The 19,494-nt window shown below is 41.6% G+C and carries 14 protein-coding genes and 1 pseudogene; 7 read left to right on the top strand and 8 right to left on the bottom strand.

The annotated features are described in order from the left end of the window. Nucleotides 1-21 precede the first annotated feature (21 nt). Nucleotides 22-1,242, top strand: coding sequence for an EAL domain-containing response regulator (locus tag L1272_RS17650; protein WP_054554503.1), 1,221 nt, complete (start codon nucleotides 22-24; stop codon nucleotides 1,240-1,242). On the opposite strand, the gene L1272_RS17645 is transcribed toward L1272_RS17650, so the two are convergent. Next, complete coding sequence (locus tag L1272_RS17645) at nucleotides 1,239-2,303, bottom strand: hemolysin family protein (RefSeq protein ID WP_166338889.1); 1,065 nt, start codon at nucleotides 2,301-2,303, stop codon at nucleotides 1,239-1,241. The two genes, L1272_RS17650 and L1272_RS17645, sit on opposite strands and share 4 nt — an antisense overlap. Nucleotides 2,304-2,447: 144 nt before the next feature. On the opposite strand from L1272_RS17645, the gene L1272_RS17640 reads away from it, so the two are divergent. Both L1272_RS17640 and L1272_RS17635 read left to right on the top strand, forming a co-directional pair. Then, complete coding sequence (locus tag L1272_RS17640; protein WP_235373975.1) at nucleotides 2,448-4,943, top strand: alpha/beta hydrolase family protein; 2,496 nt, start codon at nucleotides 2,448-2,450, stop codon at nucleotides 4,941-4,943. Between the two features lie 165 nt (nucleotides 4,944-5,108). Then, nucleotides 5,109-5,813, top strand: coding sequence for a response regulator transcription factor (locus L1272_RS17635; protein WP_194442637.1), 705 nt, complete (start codon nucleotides 5,109-5,111; stop codon nucleotides 5,811-5,813). Nucleotides 5,814-5,820: 7 nt separating this feature from the next. Here the strand turns inward: L1272_RS17635 and L1272_RS17630 are convergent. Continuing rightward, nucleotides 5,821-7,236, bottom strand: a pseudogene (locus L1272_RS17630) (YifB family Mg chelatase-like AAA ATPase); the annotation flags it as partial. Between the two features lie 62 nt (nucleotides 7,237-7,298). On the opposite strand from L1272_RS17630, the gene L1272_RS17625 reads away from it, so the two are divergent. Together L1272_RS17625 and L1272_RS17620 are read left to right on the top strand one after the other, a co-directional pair. Next, on the top strand, nucleotides 7,299-9,053 hold the full coding sequence (locus L1272_RS17625; RefSeq protein WP_235373974.1) for a recombinase family protein: 1,755 nt from the start codon (nucleotides 7,299-7,301) through the stop codon (nucleotides 9,051-9,053). 577 nt (nucleotides 9,054-9,630) lie between these two features. Further along, nucleotides 9,631-10,464 carry a hypothetical protein gene (locus tag L1272_RS17620; RefSeq protein WP_235373973.1) on the top strand — a complete coding sequence of 278 codons (834 nt, stop codon included), beginning with the start codon at nucleotides 9,631-9,633 and terminating at the stop codon, nucleotides 10,462-10,464. Between the two features lie 53 nt (nucleotides 10,465-10,517). Here L1272_RS17620 and L1272_RS17615 read toward each other — a convergent pair whose 3' ends face one another. Both L1272_RS17615 and L1272_RS17610 read right to left on the bottom strand, forming a co-directional pair. Further along, nucleotides 10,518-11,159, bottom strand: coding sequence for an NADAR family protein (locus tag L1272_RS17615; protein ID WP_235373972.1), 642 nt, complete (start codon nucleotides 11,157-11,159; stop codon nucleotides 10,518-10,520). Further along, nucleotides 11,149-12,189, bottom strand: coding sequence for a phosphoribosyltransferase-like protein (locus tag L1272_RS17610; protein ID WP_235373971.1), 1,041 nt, complete (start codon nucleotides 12,187-12,189; stop codon nucleotides 11,149-11,151). Before L1272_RS17610 ends, L1272_RS17615 begins: the two co-directional genes overlap by 11 nt. A 623-nt stretch (nucleotides 12,190-12,812) precedes the next feature. On the opposite strand from L1272_RS17610, the gene L1272_RS17605 reads away from it, so the two are divergent. Together L1272_RS17605 and L1272_RS17600 are read left to right on the top strand one after the other, a co-directional pair. Then, the gene (locus L1272_RS17605) at nucleotides 12,813-13,412 is read left to right on the top strand and encodes a recombinase family protein (RefSeq protein WP_235373970.1); all 600 of its coding nucleotides are present in this window, start codon (nucleotides 12,813-12,815) and stop codon (nucleotides 13,410-13,412) included. Nucleotides 13,413-13,510: 98 nt separating this feature from the next. Beyond that, complete coding sequence (locus L1272_RS17600; protein WP_235373969.1) at nucleotides 13,511-16,096, top strand: AAA family ATPase; 2,586 nt, start codon at nucleotides 13,511-13,513, stop codon at nucleotides 16,094-16,096. A 116-nt stretch (nucleotides 16,097-16,212) separates the two neighbouring features. Here L1272_RS17600 and L1272_RS17595 read toward each other — a convergent pair whose 3' ends face one another. The 4 genes from L1272_RS17595 to L1272_RS17580 form a co-directional block, all read right to left on the bottom strand. Further along, a complete protein-coding gene (locus tag L1272_RS17595) occupies nucleotides 16,213-16,809 on the bottom strand; it encodes a GmrSD restriction endonuclease domain-containing protein (RefSeq protein ID WP_235373968.1) in 597 nt (198 codons plus the stop codon). 74 nt (nucleotides 16,810-16,883) lie between these two features. Then, entirely contained in the window at nucleotides 16,884-18,281 is a 1,398-nt protein-coding gene (locus L1272_RS17590; protein ID WP_235373967.1) for a DUF3427 domain-containing protein, read from the bottom strand. Nucleotides 18,282-18,363: 82 nt separating this feature from the next. Further along, a complete protein-coding gene (locus L1272_RS17585; protein WP_235373966.1) occupies nucleotides 18,364-18,537 on the bottom strand; it encodes a hypothetical protein in 174 nt (57 codons plus the stop codon). Nucleotides 18,538-18,555: 18 nt separating this feature from the next. Beyond that, complete coding sequence (locus L1272_RS17580; RefSeq protein WP_138600951.1) at nucleotides 18,556-19,170, bottom strand: trimeric intracellular cation channel family protein; 615 nt, start codon at nucleotides 19,168-19,170, stop codon at nucleotides 18,556-18,558. Nucleotides 19,171-19,494 lie beyond the last annotated feature (324 nt).

The following is a 19,494-nucleotide window of genomic DNA, read 5'->3' as shown; positions in this document are numbered from 1 at the left end:
ATTCTCATTCAAGGAATGAATATGGTTAAGTCAAATAGGCACATTCTCGTCGTAGATGATTCGAAAGCAATTTTAATTGTCATGCATGCTATTTTGAATGAGCTCGAAGTCCCTCATATCACCACCAGCTTAAGTGCTGAGGAAGCACTAGAAAAAATAAAAAAAGCCCCGAAATACTTTGATGCTGTTTTTACTGATCTCAATATGCCAGACATGGATGGCATGGAACTTATCCGCCATTTAGGCGCCATGAAATACCAAGGTGCAATTGCCATTATTTCTGAGATGGACCCTAAGGTTATAGACCTAGCTGCTGACTTAGCTCGCAAGCATAACGCTCACTTAATTGGTAATGTTTCTAAGCCAGTACAATTAAATCAAGTTTACTTACTACTTCAAAAGTTGGAACACTTTGCTATTCATGTTGAACGAACTCAGGCGCCTATTTCTGAATCATTACTACTGCATGCTATCAGCCACAATGAAGTGATCCCGTTTTATCAGCCTAAAATTAATCGTCATGACAACCGGGTTGAAAGTATTGAAGTATTAGCACGGATCAACACGCGTCAAGAACAAGAAATCATTTTGCCCGAACGCTTTATTTGTGTTGCTGAAGATTTGGACTTGATAAACCTTATTACTTTTCAATTATTTGAAAAAGCCACTAGCGATTTTATTGAAATAAAGGAAAACTTTGATCAAAACTTAAAGCTCGCTTTCAATTTATCACCCTCGCAACTAGAAGATTTAAGCTGCCCAGATAAACTTGCGTTAATCTTACACTTAAATAATTTAACTCCAAGTGAAATCATCCTCGAAATCACTGAGCAGTATGCACTTAGAAGTGCGGCACAGCTCGAAACACTCAACCGTTTACGAATGCGCGGTTTTGGTATTTCGCTCGATGACTTTGGCACTGGCTTTACTAATGTTCAACAACTCAAAACGCTACCGTTTACCGAAATTAAGATCGATCGCACCCTGATTAGCAATATTGAAACCGATCAGTTTTCCCAAGTGATTGTTAGTAGCTTAGTGAATATAGCGATACAAGAAGATCTCGCTATTGTAGCCGAGGGCATTGAGCGAGTGGAAGAACTCGAATACCTCGACCGCTACAAAGAGTTTATTCTTATGCAGGGCTTTTTGCTGTGCCGCCCGAAAGCCAAAGAAGACTTTTTAAATTGGTCACTCTCATGGCGACAAATGGTAAAAACCGCAGCGGGGCATCGCCGCTAAGGTTTACGCTTATCGTCACTGACGATGGTATTACTCGATGCTAAACGTTGTCGCCAACGCTGTTTGGCGACTTTTTGCATATTAGCTGATTGATCGTGCTCATCAACAATTTCGAGCCCCATTAATGCTTCGATTAAATCTTCAAGGGTGACAATACCTTGCACATCACCGTATTCATCCACGACTAAACAAATATGCGTGCGCTCAGACAGTAAGGTTTCGAGTAAAGTCGGCACATGTAAGGTTTCTGGTACGGTGTAAATAGGCTTAACGAGCTTGCTAATTTTATAGTCTTCACCTAGACGATGATAAGCCAGCATAATGTCATTTTTATGCACAAAACCAATAATATCATCACCATTTTTGTCATAAACCAATACCCTAGAAAACGAAGAAGAACCATGCTCCGCCAAGTATTGGTTTACAGTTAAATCTTTATGTACTTTAAAAAGCACCGTACGTGGTGTCATTAAGGTATCGAGTTTGGCATGACGAAAATGCAGCAGGCTGCGAATGATTTCAGATTCATCTTGCCCAAGGGCTCCTGATTCAGTACCAATATCAGCCATGGCTTCAATTTCTTGGCGAATATAATAGGCCTCATCGTAATTACGCCCTAAAAAGCGCGTTAAAATATCTGCAAACCACACAAAGGGTTTTAGAATAAACACCAACCAAATTAGGCTCACACTAACAATGGGTGTTAATCCTCGCCAATAATTAGCCCCTAATGTTTTCGGAATAATTTCAGAAAGCACTAGAACCAATAGCGTCATAATTGCAGAGGCAACGCCAACCGCAGCATCTGAAAACACCACTGCAGCTTGTGCGCCAACACCAGCTGCGCCTGCCGTGTGCGCTATGGTATTTAACGTAAGTATTGCTGCCAGCGGTTGGTCTATATTGTCTTTAAGCTTACCAACACGTTTTGCCAGTTGTGGTTGTTGCTTTCTGAGCATGGCAACATAACTTGGCGTAATACTTAACAGTACCGCTTCCATCACTGAGCACAAAAACGAAACCGTAATGGCAACAAACATATAAACAAGTAACAATGTCACTGTAAGCCCTCTTAAAAAGTTAACCTGCTCACCATAGCAATTGAAAACCACAAGCTCAAACCCGACTACAATCTAACGCAGAGCACTTTTTGGCTAATTTGCAGCGTGCTATATTGGTTTAAATTACCTTCAACAGGCGAAACTATGACACTTTCTACTACTTGGCTAAGCCAATCAGCCAAGCTAAAAACAACATTTAGTGCATTAGCGTTATGTGCGTTAAGCAGTACTGCGATGGCCGCTGCCATTGATAAATCAGCGGTGCAATTTATTGGCCCTCTTGGCGAAGATATGCAACTTAAGCCATATCAAACGAATCATCGCGATGCCATTATTGCTAACCTATTACCAAGCTTGCAAAACAGCAGCGATAGCATGCGTGTTTTTGGTAATGAACTTGACTGGCAATCATTCGATAAAGTGAGTGCGCTAACACTTGGTGGTTTACAGGCACTCAAATTTACCGCCTCAACTGAACGTTTTAGCCAAGGCTCATTAACACTTAAAGGCATTGAAAACGCGCAGCTATTTATTGATGGTGAAAAGCAAACAGAAAAAAATAAAAGCTATGAGCTAGCTTTAAGCCAAGGCGATCATCAGTTTATTATCATCACTGAGCAAGTAGCCAACTGGAATGAGGTTGAGCTTGATTTTACGGCTAAGTCAGAACTAGATGCTGTGCAATTTAGTGCTAAACAACAACACGGTTTGTCGGCTAAGCAATTATTCGATGCGCCAACGGTTAGTTATATTTCAATGGCGCCAAATGGCGATTACTTCATAACTAGCCAACGTCATTACGAAGATGCAACCGCTAATCAAGCGCAATATGTTACTGAGCTTAAAGACGCAAAAAACAATACACTTTATCGCTTTGAGTCAGCCCAGCCGAGTAACATAACTTGGAGCCCAGATAGCAAAAGCTTAGTGTATTTATTAAATGGCGAGCTTAAGCGTTTAAACCTAAAAACCATGCAACTTAGCGTCATTGCTAAAAACCTCGCGGGTGCAAGTGGCTTTCAGTTTTTCGATAACAACAGCTTAATTTTTAGTTGGTCGAAGTCTCCAACAGACAATGGCAAGCTCACTAAACATTACCAAGGCCTGCAAGATCGTTGGTCTTATGCTCGTACCACGTCGCAAGTCTATTTACTCGATATCGCAACAGGTCTAAGCAAAACCTTAAGCCAAGGACCACTTAGCCATTCACTTGAAGATTTTGACGCTAAAAGCGGTCACGTCTTAATGAGCCGCTCAGCACAAGCAATGCAGCTATCACCACAGCCAGCAACAGAGCTTGTTGAGCTAAACCTAGCTACATCGGCTCTTACGGTACTTGGTCAATACAATACATTTAATCAGGCCAAATATACTGACGACGGAATTTATGTCACTGCCGGACCAGATTTTAATAATGGCTTAGGTCGTAATCTTCCTGAAGGGATGCTTGCGAATAACTATGACGGTCAACTTTATTTGCTAAGCCGTGACGGTAAAAAAGCCAGCGCTCTGAGTAAGGCTTTTAACCCAGCTATCGGCCAGTTAAATGTGCTTGAAAACGGTGATGCGCTTATTAAAGTTACCGAGCAAGATACCGTACAACTTTATCAATTCGACTTGAGCAAAAAGCGTTTTAATAAAGTGAATACGGGCTTTGATGTTGTGGAGCAATTTAGCTACTCAAACGAGCGTACCCCACGCATTTTGGTTACCGGCACCACAGCGTCAACACCTCAGCAGTTAAAACAACTCAGCTTAGGTAAGAGCCGCGCTAAAGTAGTCTGGGATTCTAAACCAATTGGCTATGAAAATACGCAAGTAGCCTCACTGGAAGAGTTTAACTTTACTAATAAAGATGGCATTGAAATTAAGGGCCGCGTTTATTTACCCCATGATTTAGATAGCAATAAACAATACCCTGCACTGGTTTATTATTATGGTGGTACATCGCCAGTAACCCGTGGTTTTACCGGTCGCTACCCATTTAACCTATGGGCTGAGCATGACTATGTTGTTTACGTTGTACAACCTACGGGCGCAACAGGCTTTGGCCAAGAGTTCTCGGCTAAACACGTCAACGCATGGGGTGAATACACCGCCAACGATATCATCGACGGTACTAAAGCCTTTTTAGATAAATATAACTTTGTAGATAGTAAACGTGTGGGTAATTTAGGGGCCTCTTACGGCGGCTTTATGACCATGCTACTCGCAACTAAAACAGATATGTTCAGTGCATCGATTGCTCATGCTGGAATTTCAAACATCACCTCGTATTGGGGCCAAGGCTGGTGGGGTTACTTATACTCAGCTGAAGCATCTAAAAATAGCTATCCGTGGAACAATCCTACACTTTACAGCCAACACAGCCCGGTTTTTCATGCTGACAAAGTAACAACACCGTTATTACTCCTTCATGGTGATTCAGATACCAACGTACCGGTTGGTGAAAGCCACAATATGTACACGGCATTAAAATTATTAGGTAAAGATGTTGACCTGATTGAGTACAAAGGTGCAGATCACCAAATTTTTGCTCGTGATAAACGCTTCGACTGGTGGAATACCATGTTGGCTTATTTCGATAAAAACTTAAAAGATCAGCCACAATGGTGGCAACACCTTTATCCTGAAAAGTAGTTTAATCACTTGGCTGAGCACTGTGCGAGTGCTCAGCTTTCATCCTTTGCAACTATCGCTAAGCCATTAAATTGTAAGAAATAGTTATAAACCTTATCATGACTCTTCTCAGCCTTTGCCATACAGTGCTAACATTACAACAAATCAAGTGTGAAATTAAAGCGAATGACTATTCAAGTTTTATTGGTTGAAGACGACGAACTACTCGTTAAACGCATTCTTAATCATTTTAATGAAACTGAGTTTAATATTGAGGTAGATTCAACGGGTGCAGATGCATTAAGCATTGTACAATCGCGTGCTTCATCAAAAAAAGCAATCTCTTTAGCCGTTATCGACATTGTGTTACCAAAACGCGATGGGCTTTTGCTTGCCAAAGAGCTTAATGCACTAACAGACATTGGCGTTATTGTGCTGTCTAGTCGTGACTCGCAAGCTGACCGTATTGCAGGTCTTGCACAAGGTGCCGATGACTACATTTGCAAACCAGTTGACTTACTTGAACTTGAACTAAGAATGCGCGCCCTGTTTAAACGCATAAAAGGCTCTCAGCAAGATGATGAGAGCGAAGAGTTTATTGAATATGCCGACTTTAAACTGCACCCTGATAACCGCACATTAGTCACCCCTAATGGTGAAGAGTCTCGTCTTACTGAAGCAGAACACAAGGTACTTATTTGCCTTATTGCAAATGCGGGTAAAGCGACATCACGTGAAAAAATTTCCGAAGAAATTGGTCAGCCTGACTGGAGCCCAAGCGATCGTACCGTTGATGTACTTATTGGCCGCTTACGTAAAAAACTCAGCGATGAAAAAGACCAAAAGCGTATCGTAACCGTTCGCGGTAAAGGCTACATGCTATCAATTTAAAAGCTCACTAAAACTGCGTTAATTGGCTTATTAGCCGTTCAAACGCACGATAATTCAACGCCTCTTTTAATTCATTTAAGGTAATTGCTGGCTGTGCTTTCAAGTCGCTAATGGTACGCGCCACTTTAATAACACGATGATATGAGCGTGGTGATAACGCCAGTTTTTCGCTGGCTTTTGCTAAAAACTGCAGCTCAGCAGCTGCCAACTCACAATGAATGCTCATTTCTTTATTATTCAAGCGCGCATTCACTTTGCCTTGCCGGTTGAGTTGAATTGCATAAGCTCTTTCAACTCTGGCTCTTACTTGTTCACTGCTTTCTTCTACTTGCGTGCTCTGTAATTGGCTACTGGTGAGTCTCGGCAGCTCAATTTGTAAATCAATCCTATCGATAAATGGTCCAGATACTCGAGATAAATACCGCAATACTTGATCTGGCGTTGCACGCTTATCGGTATGGCTTCCTGTGGGGCTAGGATTTAATGCGGCGATCAGCTGGAATTGCGATGGAAATTCCATTTGTCGTGCCGCTCGCGATATAGTCACCACGCCCGTTTCCATTGGTTCACGCAATGAGTCGAGCACTTTTCTTTCAAATTCGGGTAACTCATCTAAAAACAGAACGCCATTATGAGCGAGAGAGATTTCACCCGGTTTAGGATTTGAGGAACCACCAACAAGGGCAACAGCAGAGCAAGTATGATGTGGGTTTCTGAAGGGGCGTTCACGCCAATTCGATAAATCAACCGATTGACCAATTATCGAATATAACGCGGCAGTGCTAATTGCTTCATCATCCGACATGGTTGGCATAATCGTTGGCATACGCTGGGCAAGCATTGACTTGCCAGTACCTGGAGGACCAAGAAACAATAAATTATGGCCACCAGCCGCAGCAATTTCGAGTACCCTTTTGGCTCCAGGTTGGCCTTTCACATCACTTAAATCGAGTAGCGAGTCACGCTGCGACTGCTGCTCTGGATAACAAATATTAAGTGGCAGAGGTTGCTGATTTAATAAGTCATTCCAAACATCTTGTAAGGAGTAAACGGCTTTTCGAGAAACGCCCGACACAAGACTTGCGAGATTGTCGTTTTCAGCGGGTAAGAAACAACAGCGACCCTGCTCTTTCGCTCCTAACACCGAAGGCAAAATAGCATTCACCCCTCTTACCTCACCATTTAAAGCCAGTTCTCCGTAGAACTCATAACGATGAATATCGGGGCAGTTTATTTGCCCAGAGGCGACCAAGATACCCACTGCAATAGCCAAGTCAAAACGGCCACCCTCTTTAGGTAAATCAGCAGGCGCAAGGTTGACGGTTATTCGTTGGTCAGGAAAGCCAAACTGTGAGTTTTCGAGTGCGCTACGCACTCTATCTTTTGACTCTTTGACTGACGCTTCTGGCAAGCCAACGATATGAATTGTATTTTCTTATGCCCTTGATACTATGCTGACCAAATACGACAGGGCAAATCACAGAGATGAAAAAAAAGGCTTATTCATACATACGATTCAGCACACATCAACAAAGCTTCAAGTCAAGCTTAGAAAGGCAAGAAACTGCAATAAGGAAGTGGATAGATAATAACCAAGAATATGAGCTCATGGATTGCAGCTACAAGGACCTAGGTATATCAGGTTATACAGGGAAGCATATTGAAAAAGGAGGCATGCTCGGAAAATTTCTAGAGGGTTGCAATAATGGCATTATCCAAGAAGGGAGCGTACTCCTCGTTGAGTCAATTGACAGACTAGGAAGGTTAAGTGCTGAGTTGATGCTCGAAATAATCACAAGCCTAATCAAGAAGGTCACTATCATAACTCTTGAAGATGGGCAGTCATATGCACGAGAAGATATAAACGGATTCAAAGTATTCCAACTTATAATCAAGATTCAAGGGGCACACTCATACTCGTTGCAGCTGTCGGAGCGCCTTCTAAAAGGCAAGCAAGTTGCTCGTGAAAAAGTAAAGTCTGGGCTACTAAAGAAGTATGTGTCAAATTGCCCGAGCTGGTTAACCTGGAGTCAAGAAGATGAGTGTTTTTTGGCGATCCCCTCACGAGTTGAGGTTGTCAGACGTATTTTTGACATGTATGTCGAAGAGGGTTTAGGTACAACAGCTATAGCGTCAAAGCTGAACACAGAAAATGTAGATGGGTTTAACGGCAAAGGATGGCACGGAAGCTATATTGCTAAAATTTTGTTTACGAGAAAAGTGCTCGGCGCTATAGAATTTAATCAGCGCGATAGAACGGGTGATCATTGTGATGGCTACTACCCACAGGTAGTGGACACTGACACGTATATGAAAGCCCAGTCGATTAAGGAATCTAAAAGTAAAAATTTCAGAACCTCGGATGTGTCGCATCAACCCCCTCAAGACATCTTCGTTAATGTTGTCAGATGTGCCTGCGGCGGAGACGCAAAGCTCTACAATAAAGGTAACGACAATCGAGTATACATTTGTAAGAACCGAGTCAGAGGGCTTTGTAAAGAAAGTAGTCAATTTTCTAAGAAGCTGCTGCTGTTACACTTTTGTCAGTTTATAGAAAAAAAGCTATACCAATTCAGCATGCTGGAATTACAACAAAGTCAAGGGAAGAGCCAAGACCTAGAATTTTCAAAAAAAGACAAGCTAGTTGAGCTAGAGAAGAAAATATCGAGCATGGTAGAAAGGCTACTCCACTATTCTGATGAAATTTTCGAAGCGCATGATGAGGATGAAAAAGCAGCACTCACAACAAAGCGAAATGAGGCTCGCTCAAAGTTAGACATGTTAAAGCTTCAACAGCAAGATCTTGAAGTAAAGGTACACATGGATGAAATAATAGAAGTAATATCAGTAAATGACTTAGAGCTTTACAGAAAAAATTGGGGAAGGTACTACAAGGGCCAATCTGTAAGGCTTGATCCTTTGACGTTAAGTGCTCTTAGCCAGTTTCTTGAAAGCCAACAAATATGCATCTGCCTACACAAAGATAAAGTTGAAATGAAGTTTAGGGACGATGTAATTCTTACAGTCGAGTACCCCGCACGCACTCAAGGACTGACAATCAGTAGAACACATGATAGCCGCATCTTCATACTCGCAAAGAACTCCGAAGTAGTGGAGTATGGTAGAGCATTCAAAGTGCACCCAAAAGCTAAAAGAGCACATTCAAAGTTAGCCAACTCATTCCACCTAGATGGAGTCTACTATGACGTTGGCACGAAAATTTTTAAAAGCCCCTTATAACTTTTCGTAAGTGGACTGTACTCTGATACAACACAAAACGAAAAACACCACATAACGAACCAGGAGGGCATTTAGGAAAAAAGCAAGGGATTGCAACAAGATACCACAAAAAGCCTCACAGAAAGCACTACAGAGAGCGACAGGTGGCGTCGCTGTGGTGTTGAGCAACTATCACAAAGAAACAATACTGCATGAAACATCTATTGGATGACTACTCATGGTAGACAGGGCACCACTATCTGAATACCTGGGAATTGACGAGCTCTAAGTATGTAGCTTTATTCCACTACTATTGTGACTTTTCAAATCGTTGCACAACGATTTGAAAAAGAAAATCATTGTACAACGTTTTGAATTTAAAGGTTTTTTTGCAAAAACCTCTTCCAAAGAAAAAATTGCACAAGTAGAATGCTGTCGAAATTCAAGGTGACAGATTGTAGTTAAGTTTTCTAGCTTTTCCCCAAACTAACCTTAGATGGAACCTTCTGTAGCGCAGTTTTTTATAACTAGCCTAATTTCTAGTGAAGGACCAAGTTGTCGCTAGGTATATATTATTATCAATATAGGTTAAGTAAGCATGGTAGTAGGTAATAAAAAGGTACTCAAAGAGGATTGGGCTATGATTGATAACTTGCCAGTTCATATAAATGTTACAAAGGACTCAGGGTGTTATGAAAAGATGCTTGTGATGTTCAAGAAGCAGTTAGACATTATGTTGCAACACCACCGCAAAGTCCTCGTTGTGCCACTAACAGTAAACTTTCGCTCGAGTAAAGTCGCTAATGAGTGTCAAGACCCAGAAAGGATCAAGTGTGTTATAGGTGAAGGCAAAAACACTATAATCTCGCAACTAATGAGGGACATAAGATCTTTCATGTATAGTCAATACGGCAAACAACACCTGGTCGAGAGCAACAGAAAAGGTACAGGCAATAGAAACATAAAAATTCGACGCCTTGGCTTTTTTTGGAGCCGGGAATTTTCTAAAGAAGGAAGCTACCCACACTATCATTTGTGGCTCATGGTTGATGGGAGCCAGCTACAAAGTGGCTTTAAGTTAGCTCAGCGTTTAATGCCTCTCGCCAAAAAGTTCAACTTAGCTCTTTGCTACATGAGAAACTCTGCCAGAACTATAGACCGAAGTAACGTATCTAACTACTGGAGCTTACTTTATCACTTCTCATACTCGGCCAAAGAAGCTAGTAAGGACAGTACAAGAAAAAGTAAGAATGCCAATGAGTACAGCTCAAGCAAACTCAAACCTCCATCCAAACTTCGCTGGGAAAAGTTTACCCAGTCATGTATTGAGTCTCACATCCAACAAGGGAACATTTTCTCTATATATAGGCAAAAAGACTACCTAAGCTACCGTAACTATTCGGAATTTTTGAAAGAGGTTTCTCACTTATAATAAGTCTTCACGACTTATCAGGATACGTATCGTGTTTAATTCAAGTGAAGAAGTCAAAATAATTCAGCTTGAGGCTTTCCTCCCTTTCCCTCAACAGGGCGGACGGTCTCAACTGTGCGACCAAAGAGCATGAAGTCTTGGATCTTCATTGGGGGAACGCTCCTTAGCCTATCAGTGGTATCTAGCTTTAACTTCTCTCGTAGTTCCATAAGTAACCTTCCTAGAACATTTTGACCGACCAGCACACTCTCATTATTATCCATTGGGCGAGCTCCCCAAAAGTCATCCTTCCACGATAGCTCTACTATTGGGTAGTCCCGAGTACTGAGTAATAACTCTCCAAACTCATCATAATTTTGTGCAAGCTTTACATGTAAACACCAGCGCATAACCATATGTCTGACTTCATTCCAGTCCCCTCTTGAATCCTGCAAATGCTCCCAACTCCTCTTCTTAGCATTCATAGGGCTGAGTTGCTGAACGATAACCTGTTGGAGCTTTGGATTATGAGGGAAACGACAGGCCTGATACAAAGCTTCACTTGTTAAGATGTCAACTCCATTTACCAACAGAGGGTAGCCTGATGCCATATTTGACAACCCACCAAACGCTTCTTTAGTTTTATTAAAGACAACCGCGTCTTCTCTTGAATAGCTTCGTAAAGGTCTGCCTTCACCTTGAGCCTTAGAGAGCATTAAAAATTCTTCCTAACCTTAAATGTGAATAGCCTTCTCGTGCAAGAAGAGGGTACCAGCTCAAGGCGCCAGAACTTGTGCTAGAATCCCCCCACCACATCGCTAGAGGACAATTGTTTGGGCAATTCCTATATGTTACGAGCATACTACCAAATCCGACACCAAAGCCGCTATAACCAAGCGGACGTAAAGATGGTTTAGGGTTCTCTACTTTCGATAATATTTTAGCCCCAGCAATCAAAAATTCACTTTCTAATACTACTCGGCCCTCCTCTGATGAGAATGGCTCTACGGTTACATTAGCTGGTTGCCTAAGTTCTAGAGGGTATCTATGGGGTAAGTTTATATAACGCCGCACATCTTCATCATTGGGAACCATTGATGGCCAAAGCACTTGTGAGACGTGCTTATTAGCTTTCTTGTTCTCCAATGTAAAAATCCTCCAACACTTTATCACGATATTTTTACCTGATTCAGCTATAACTTTATCGAGCTCCCGGTTAGTCAAGAATACTCCTAAAGAATGGTTTGCCGCGACTATTACATGCACTTTTGCTTGTTGAGGTGCACTAGTTGTTATCCACTTCACTAGATCATTTTTTACCCTTCCCCCACTAAACATGATGTCGTCTAAGTAAATATAATCACCTCCCACTTTCCCACAGTCTCTCGTCGAGAACCCAAAAGTGCTCATTAGACAATTTGAAAAACACCTAATCATCTCTGTTTGACTGTGCCCATTTAACTGAATGTTCAAAAAATTAGCGCTTAACCAAAATGAACGGCTATCACTGCCAACCAATTCTGCATTAGTTACTAAGTTATTTAGGTACTGCCAAATACTCGCTTCCGTGATGAAGGTTTTCTTTAGCACATGGTCGAACTCACGAATAAAAGGTAGCTGATTCTCAGGTGTGAACTGCTCAAGCCAGCGACCTACATGTTCTGGTGTTGGCTTTTCTAGTGCACCATTACGATAGGTACTAATAGTATCTGCGACGGACTTCAAGAGGGTATAACGGTCATTCATTGGGTGTATCCTTACAAAATTGGTAACTGACATCCCTAATCAATTTATACTGCACCATTCACTGAATTCAATGAAATGGTGCTCAGATTTTTAGGGGGGTTGTCATTATCATAAATAGGCAACCATCGGGGCACTCAGCTGTTCCCTGATTCATAGCAAACGATTAGGCTCCAAATTCGCTATAATGCAGTCGATTTCACTAATCATACATATATGATGACATGCGTTGTGAGCAAAGCCGTTAGTGAACACACTGCTAAATCGCCTTTCCCCATAGTATATATAGTGTTTTTCAAACACAATCACTACAAAAGGCTTACTGTCGGTACGAAAAATTACGGCCTTGCAGCGCAGTGGATTTGAGCTTATTCATACTACCTTGCCAGTCGGAGCCGACTGCATATACCCGAAGCACTATATTCATCTCAATACGTTGAACCCCCTGCAAGGCACATAGTTATAGTTACCTCAGTCCTTAAATGGTTAAGTTTTAGTCTAGCCCAAAAATAACCATTTATGAGCCATATCAATTGAGCCATCAGAGAGTTAGCTCAGAAGTACAGCTTGAACATTTGAGCTAGGCTCATTAGTATGGGGGCACTTATTGACCAGGGATTGAGTATATGAGCCATAGAACTTACTTTTACTGTCGCGTATCAACAGCAGAACAAACAACTAAGAACCAAGTGCTAGCTTTTAAAAACCATGGCTACGATGTTGATGAACGCTTTGTTATTCATGAGAATGTATCAGGTTATGTTTCTGCGATGGATAGGAAGGAGTTTCAAAACTTATTCGAGAATAAGCTAATGGATGGCGACACATTAGTCGTACTGAAACTAGACCGGTTAGGTCGGGATAACATCGATGTCCAAAACACGATAAATCGAATTCTAAGTAAAGGAATAAAGCTTCACTGTTTAGACCTCCCATCAAAGGATCTATCATCACCTGAGGGGCGGCTAATGTTACAACTACTAAGCTCATTCGCTGAATTTGAGCGCAACAGAATTCGTGAACGTACATTAGAGGGGCAAGCCAGAGCTCGTTCAGAAGGTAAAGTTATAGGGCGACCACCAAAGGTCACTCCAGAAAAAGTTGCTATGCTAAGGACGACAAACTCAATTTCAAAGGTAGGTAAGCTGCTGGGTGTATCAGCCTCAACAGTGAAACGACTACAGTCTAAGTACAAGCAAAACTTAGAAGAAGGGTTATCGGCTTAACTCCTAAAAATTAAGCCCTATATCACTCAACACACGAACTTGCTCTGAAAACTCTCCATAGCCTTTCAAGTGCATAATTCAATTTAAAGGACTAATTCATGACAGCAATTGAACAAATATCTCTATGGTCAGAAGACAAGCCTATGTGGTGGAAACACTCAATTAGGTTAGCCCTAAGGCATGGTCAGTTAGAACAGCAACATTTAAATGAGATTTATCATGTGGCACGTGTTGAACATAACCTAGAGCCCCCATCTCCTTTATCTATAGAAGCCATGGCCCCTATTAATTTCAGTGGCTATATGCATGAAACAGAAGCGATTAACCTTGATGAAATTTCAAGTGTCAAAGGAGTTGGTCTACTAGCGGAGGGTCAAAAGCTTAGATTCTCAGACTCAGGACTAAACATTATCTATGGTGACAATGGAGCAGGTAAATCGAGCTATGCAAACATCTTAAAAAACGCGTGCTTGACCCGGGGTGATACGCCACAGATTATTGGTAACATTTTTGAGGCACACAACCCCTCTCCAGAAGCTAATATCACTGTAGGTATTAATGGGCATAAGCAAAGCTTTCAATGGAAGCCTGACTTTCCAGCTAACTCCTACCTAAAATCAGTACGTGTCTTTGACAGTTCCTCAGCACATCACTACGTAAACAAAGAAGATGAGCTGGGGTTCAAGCCTGTTGGCCTGAGTTTACTCACAGAGTTGTCCAAAGCCATTAGTCAGGTTAAAGCTATAGTTAATGAAGATACGATGGGTGGCAATGGTCTAATCCCCCTGCCACCTTTAAATTCCGATAGTCCCGCAGCTTTATTCATAAGGAATCTGTCAGCTCAAAGTGACGCATGTGACTTAGAGCAACATTGCGCATTAGCACATGAAGATGAAAGGATTGAGCTACTCCACAAAGATATCCAGATAGATAAAACGCAAACTACCGCAACCAAAAAGGCAACTCTTAATCAACAGATAGAGCTACTGAACTCTCTTTTTAGGCACTCATCAAATGTACTAAACTATCTAGGGGACAAAGCCTTAACAACTCTTAGACAATTGCGTTTAGATTACGCTGAAAAACAGCAGCATGCAGATCAACTAAAAATGGCTATCTTAAATGACATCCCATTCGAGACAATAGCTGGCATAAGTTGGCAGAAAATATGGAATGCTGCAAAAAGCTTTTTAGAGCAAGAGCCAGCCGCTCGTAGTTTCCCTTTAAAACATGGTGATACATGCCCTTTGTGTTTACAGGGAGTTACGCTATCAAGTGAGCAAAAGATGAAATCTCTCAGTGAGTTTTTGGCTGACAATGCAGCAACCGAAGCCACTAAAGCATACACACAGATGAATAGTGCAATATCAGAGATTTCAAAGCAGCCCCTTTCCTTATCAAATCACAAAGCTGCACTTATGGAGCTGAACAAAATACGACCCAATTCGGCGAAGAGATTTGAAGAGCTTTTTAACCAATTAACTCTGAGGCAGCAATTGTGCACAAGTTCATCAAATGACCCCCTACCTACTGAAACAATAGACATATCAGTACAAGAAGAGCTTAAAAGCTTGATCGATTCATTGACTGCTGAACGTGACGCAATAAAGACCGATGAAGACCTGCAAAGTCTAATTCGAGCCAAAGAGCTCGAATTGCGAAACCTCGAAGATAGGAAGTTCATCTCTAACAACAGAGAGTTCATTTTAAGTAATCTTAAAAGGCTAAAGGTTATTGAAAAAATGAATGCCTTAGGTCAGCAGTGCAATACTAAGCCTGTCTCAACATTAGCAGCTAAGATCAGTAAAGAGGGTCTCATTACTCCACTAGTGAAAGCATTCGATGAGGAGTTGAAGTTATTCGGGTTTATTCGATTCACTGTTAAAGCTAGTACAAGAACCAAAGGTGCAAACCAGCAAATGAAACTTGTCATTAAGGATGGAAATGAACCCTTGGTATCAAAAATTGCAAGTGAAGGAGAACAGCGCTGTATAGCTATTGCAGCTTTTCTCGCTGAGATGAAAGCAGACCATAGAAATTCAGCAGTGATCTTTGATGATCCTGTAAACTCACTTAGTCACCAATGGAGAAGTCGTGTCGCAGAACGGCTAGTGTCGGAATCACTAGAGAGGCAAGTCATAGTTTTCACTCATGACATTGTATTTTATAAACTTTTACTTGAAGCCGCAGAGTCTAGGGGAGCAACGCATGAAAGCTGCGCTCTCGAACGCTCAAGAAGAGACAAAGCAGGTTTGGTAAGAGAGTCTGCTCCATGGGAGGCACTCACCACAAGCAAGCGCATAAAAGCTCTCAATGCTGAATTAAGGAATATTAAAAAGGTTGATGAGAATGGAACAGAAGCAGAGTTTAGAAGTGCTACAAGGGAGTTTTACGGGCGCCTTAGAGAAAGTTGGGAACGGCTTGTTGAAGAAAAGCTTTTAAACAAAGTTGTTAGCCGATTCGAGAGAGGAGTTCAAACTGTCCGGTTAAAGCAACTCACCGATATCACAAATGAAGATATTTTGACTGTAAATAGAGCAATGACAAAGTGCAGCATATTCTTTACTGGCCATGATAGTGCCCCCCCTGTTGGAGACCCATACCCTATAATCGAAGAGATTGAAGCTGACTTACAACAACTCAATCAGTACATGCAGGAGCTACAAAATAGAAAAAGGACATAAACGGCATAGCGTGGATGAAAAACAGTGTAGGGAGCTGTTGTACTAGCTCTCAACACCAAATCCAAGGCTGGAGTTTCTTTACCAGATAGATACCTTAGGAAGCAAATTATAAGGTGCTACTTATAGCTTTCCGAATAAAAAATCATGTCCATATCCTTGCACCTAGATAGTATTGACTCCAACTCTTTTGCCTCATTAATGTCTACGCTTAGTTTATATTTTCGTTTGACCAATACTACCCTATGAGCAAACCAACACTTATTCTTCTTGGGTAGCCACTCACCAGCATCTAAGCCACACTTACCTTCTCTTGTACAACGATTTATTGAGGGTGACGCTAATGTTAAGTTTTGAAGGTCTGTAGCAAACTCTCTCTTTTTTCTCTGGCTTGCTTTACACATACCACTATCATGCCCTTCTGAGAGCGCAACGATATGCTCTATGTCTGTATGCTCTCGTTTATCATAAACAGTTCCTGTGTATGGGCCGTATATAATACCTCCCATAGCAGCAATCACCTCCATCTCGATATTTTGAGGGTAGTAGTAGTCTGCTCTATTGTATGTTGAGCATCGGTTTTCTGGCTCAACGACGATTCCTCGCCACTCTTCTTTATCTGAGCAAGAGCTCAGTAGTAGTAATGAAGAAAGTTGTATGAAATTACGTAAGGAGAACGCATCGACGTCACCAAGAGGTAAGTTTTTAAAGTTCATGAGTCACCTGAACAACTTGACGCTATCTCAAACATAGAGCTGCACTCTACTTGTGTAGTTGCATGAACTAAAGTTCACTTTCGGTACGCCTTATACCCATAAGGAACTATTTCAAAATGCGACTCCACATCACCTTGCAAGCTATAAAATAAAGCCTTTTGAGAACTTGCACATACTGAATACACACGATAGATCCAGTATTGTTCACCTTTCTCTCTGGACACCTCGACTTCATTCCTAGAAATGTAGAATGGGGTACTCATTGACTGGGTAGTTGTTTTGACTTCTATGTAAATTTCTTTTCCGTATTCATCAAAAGACAGGATGTCATAGCCGGCAGTATCATCGTCTACTGCTACGTGCTTTACTCTATTAGCTTGCTCACCTAGCCCTAAACTTTTTAGCCTTTTAACCTCATACTCGAGGACAAGCTTTTCACCAATTAAGCCAAGGTCTCTATTACGCTCATCAATATCGGCCCAGTCAACTTTCCTAGGGGCTTTCTTTGAGCTAACTTTCTTTGGCTTAGAAGCACGCTTAGGAGCCGCTGTTTGCTCTAGTTCTGTGCAATTGATATCAAGGTGCTTTAAGTCACTATCCTCACCTGGAAGCCACTCGTATAGATTCAAGAGCTCACCTGATGCGTCAGCCCTGTAATTGGAGAGTTCAAACACCACTTCGATTGGACGTGTTGGAGTAGGATTGCATTTATGTTGAATATATTTAAGTTGTCCAACATATACAAAGGGTTGAGACTTACCACCTACCTTCTCATGAATACGAGCAAAAAGAACTACTGGCTCACCTTCCAAAATCATCTTCATGTGAGGTGTCGATACTGTGTTTCTGTTTTGAGACTCCCATTGAAACATCAGGCCCCCTAACAGAAACTGATCATTATACTTATGGGCAAGTGCCTTATTTGCCTTTTCAAGAGTGACAAACAAAACAACACAATTCATAAATCTCGTTGGCCCAGGAATATCTCGAGCTTGATTAGGTACTCGTACACCTGCTCTTCTGAAAGCCTCGAGCTTCGTGTAGGTACTTCCCTCCTCAAACCCATCGAACTGAAAAGTTTCTTCGCACCGCTTCACGCTTTCTTTTGGGAGAATTGTAAACTTTAACTTATTGAGTATGCTGAAACAGCTACTACTTGCACCACCTATGAAGTGCTCAGGCAAAATCTGCACACCATAGTACTTAGACAAAGCAATACCAAGCAGTGCTTTAGGGGGGTATCTTTGATCACCAACCACTACATCGTAATCAATAGAGCTCTTAAACGGGTAAGCATCTCCTTCGCTATCGTATTCTTCCGCTGCATCAACAATATCATCAGCACTCAGTGGGGCTGAAATTTCTGAAAGGTTTCGAATTCGCTTACTTTCATCTGATATATAGATCACTTTTCCGCGTTGTGTTAGCAGCTCACCCATGAATGCTCCATTTCCTAATAACTTTTCAAACATGCTATTCCAAAAGTTATTCGGAAGCTAACTTTAATTCATGGAACTTACACCAACTATAGGTACTTGAACGTTCATGATAGAACTAAATGCATAAATCGTTGTACAACGATTTACTAAAGGCATAAGAAAACACATCTTGAAAAGCAGGTAAGCCGTTGCCTAAGTGTACTTCTACAATCACTTCAGGAGCTTGCACACCTACTTGTGCACGAGAAAATATTCTAGCTAAAGACACGATCCATGATGTCCCTATCATTCATTCTTAATACTAATCTTAGTCGGGATATTTAAAAACGTGTAATGTAAGGTGCCATTTCATTGCAGCTAAACGCAGTGATAAGGTCATAAGCATAGCCAACACCATGGCCATTTCGGTCACTAAACCCAGTGAGATACTTAATGTGTAAACAATCCCACCTGCGATGCAAGTAATAGCATAGAGCTCACCTTTTAACAGCATCGGCATATTTCCAGCCAACACATCACGGATAACGCCACCAAAACACCCTGTGATCACACCCATAATAATCGCGGTGGTATCAGGCATACCGGCAAGCATCGCTTTTTGTGCCCCCATCACAGCAAAAAATGCTAAACCAAAAGCATCTGCCACTTGCAGCGCATTAAGTGAAATAGAACGCTGCTTATTGATTAAACGGGTGGTAACAAATACAGAAAGTAATATAGCCCAGAAGTAGCTTTGATCATGTAACCAAAATACGGGCACATCTAAAATAACGTCGCGCACAGTTCCACCGCCAATAGCAGTGACTGTGGCTAACACAACAACCCCAAAGCCATCCATTTTTTTGTCGTACGCTAATAGCGTTCCAGAAACAGCAAACACGGCTACGCCGATTAAATCAAACCAATGGTAAAGTTCAGTCATGTTTGTAACTAAAAAGTAATGTTAGTGCCGTTGTAACATAAACTTTTCAATCTTTTAAGCGAAGATTAGATCTAAGTAGGTTAGCTGGTGTGTATTTTGATTTACTACGACTATCAATCCTAAAAAAACAGCCCAGTACTTCATACAGTGCTGGGCTTTATATACCCAAACCATTTCAAGGTGCGAGTTTCAGTTGGAGTAAAAGATCCACCTTCTAAAGAAGGTGGCTTTGCATTAGCCCCCTAGAAGGGGGCGTTGTTTACTGCAGTGTTAACTGCGCCTGCTCTTGCACCTCTTCCTTTTCTTGGTGCCTGACATACCGTC

The organism is Pseudoalteromonas sp. PAST1, from assembly GCF_021532515.1.
GTDB lineage: Bacteria > Pseudomonadota > Gammaproteobacteria > Enterobacterales > Alteromonadaceae > Pseudoalteromonas > Pseudoalteromonas simplex.
Note: the sequence above shows the minus strand (reverse complement) of the source record. Positions and strands in the feature narration are given on the sequence as shown.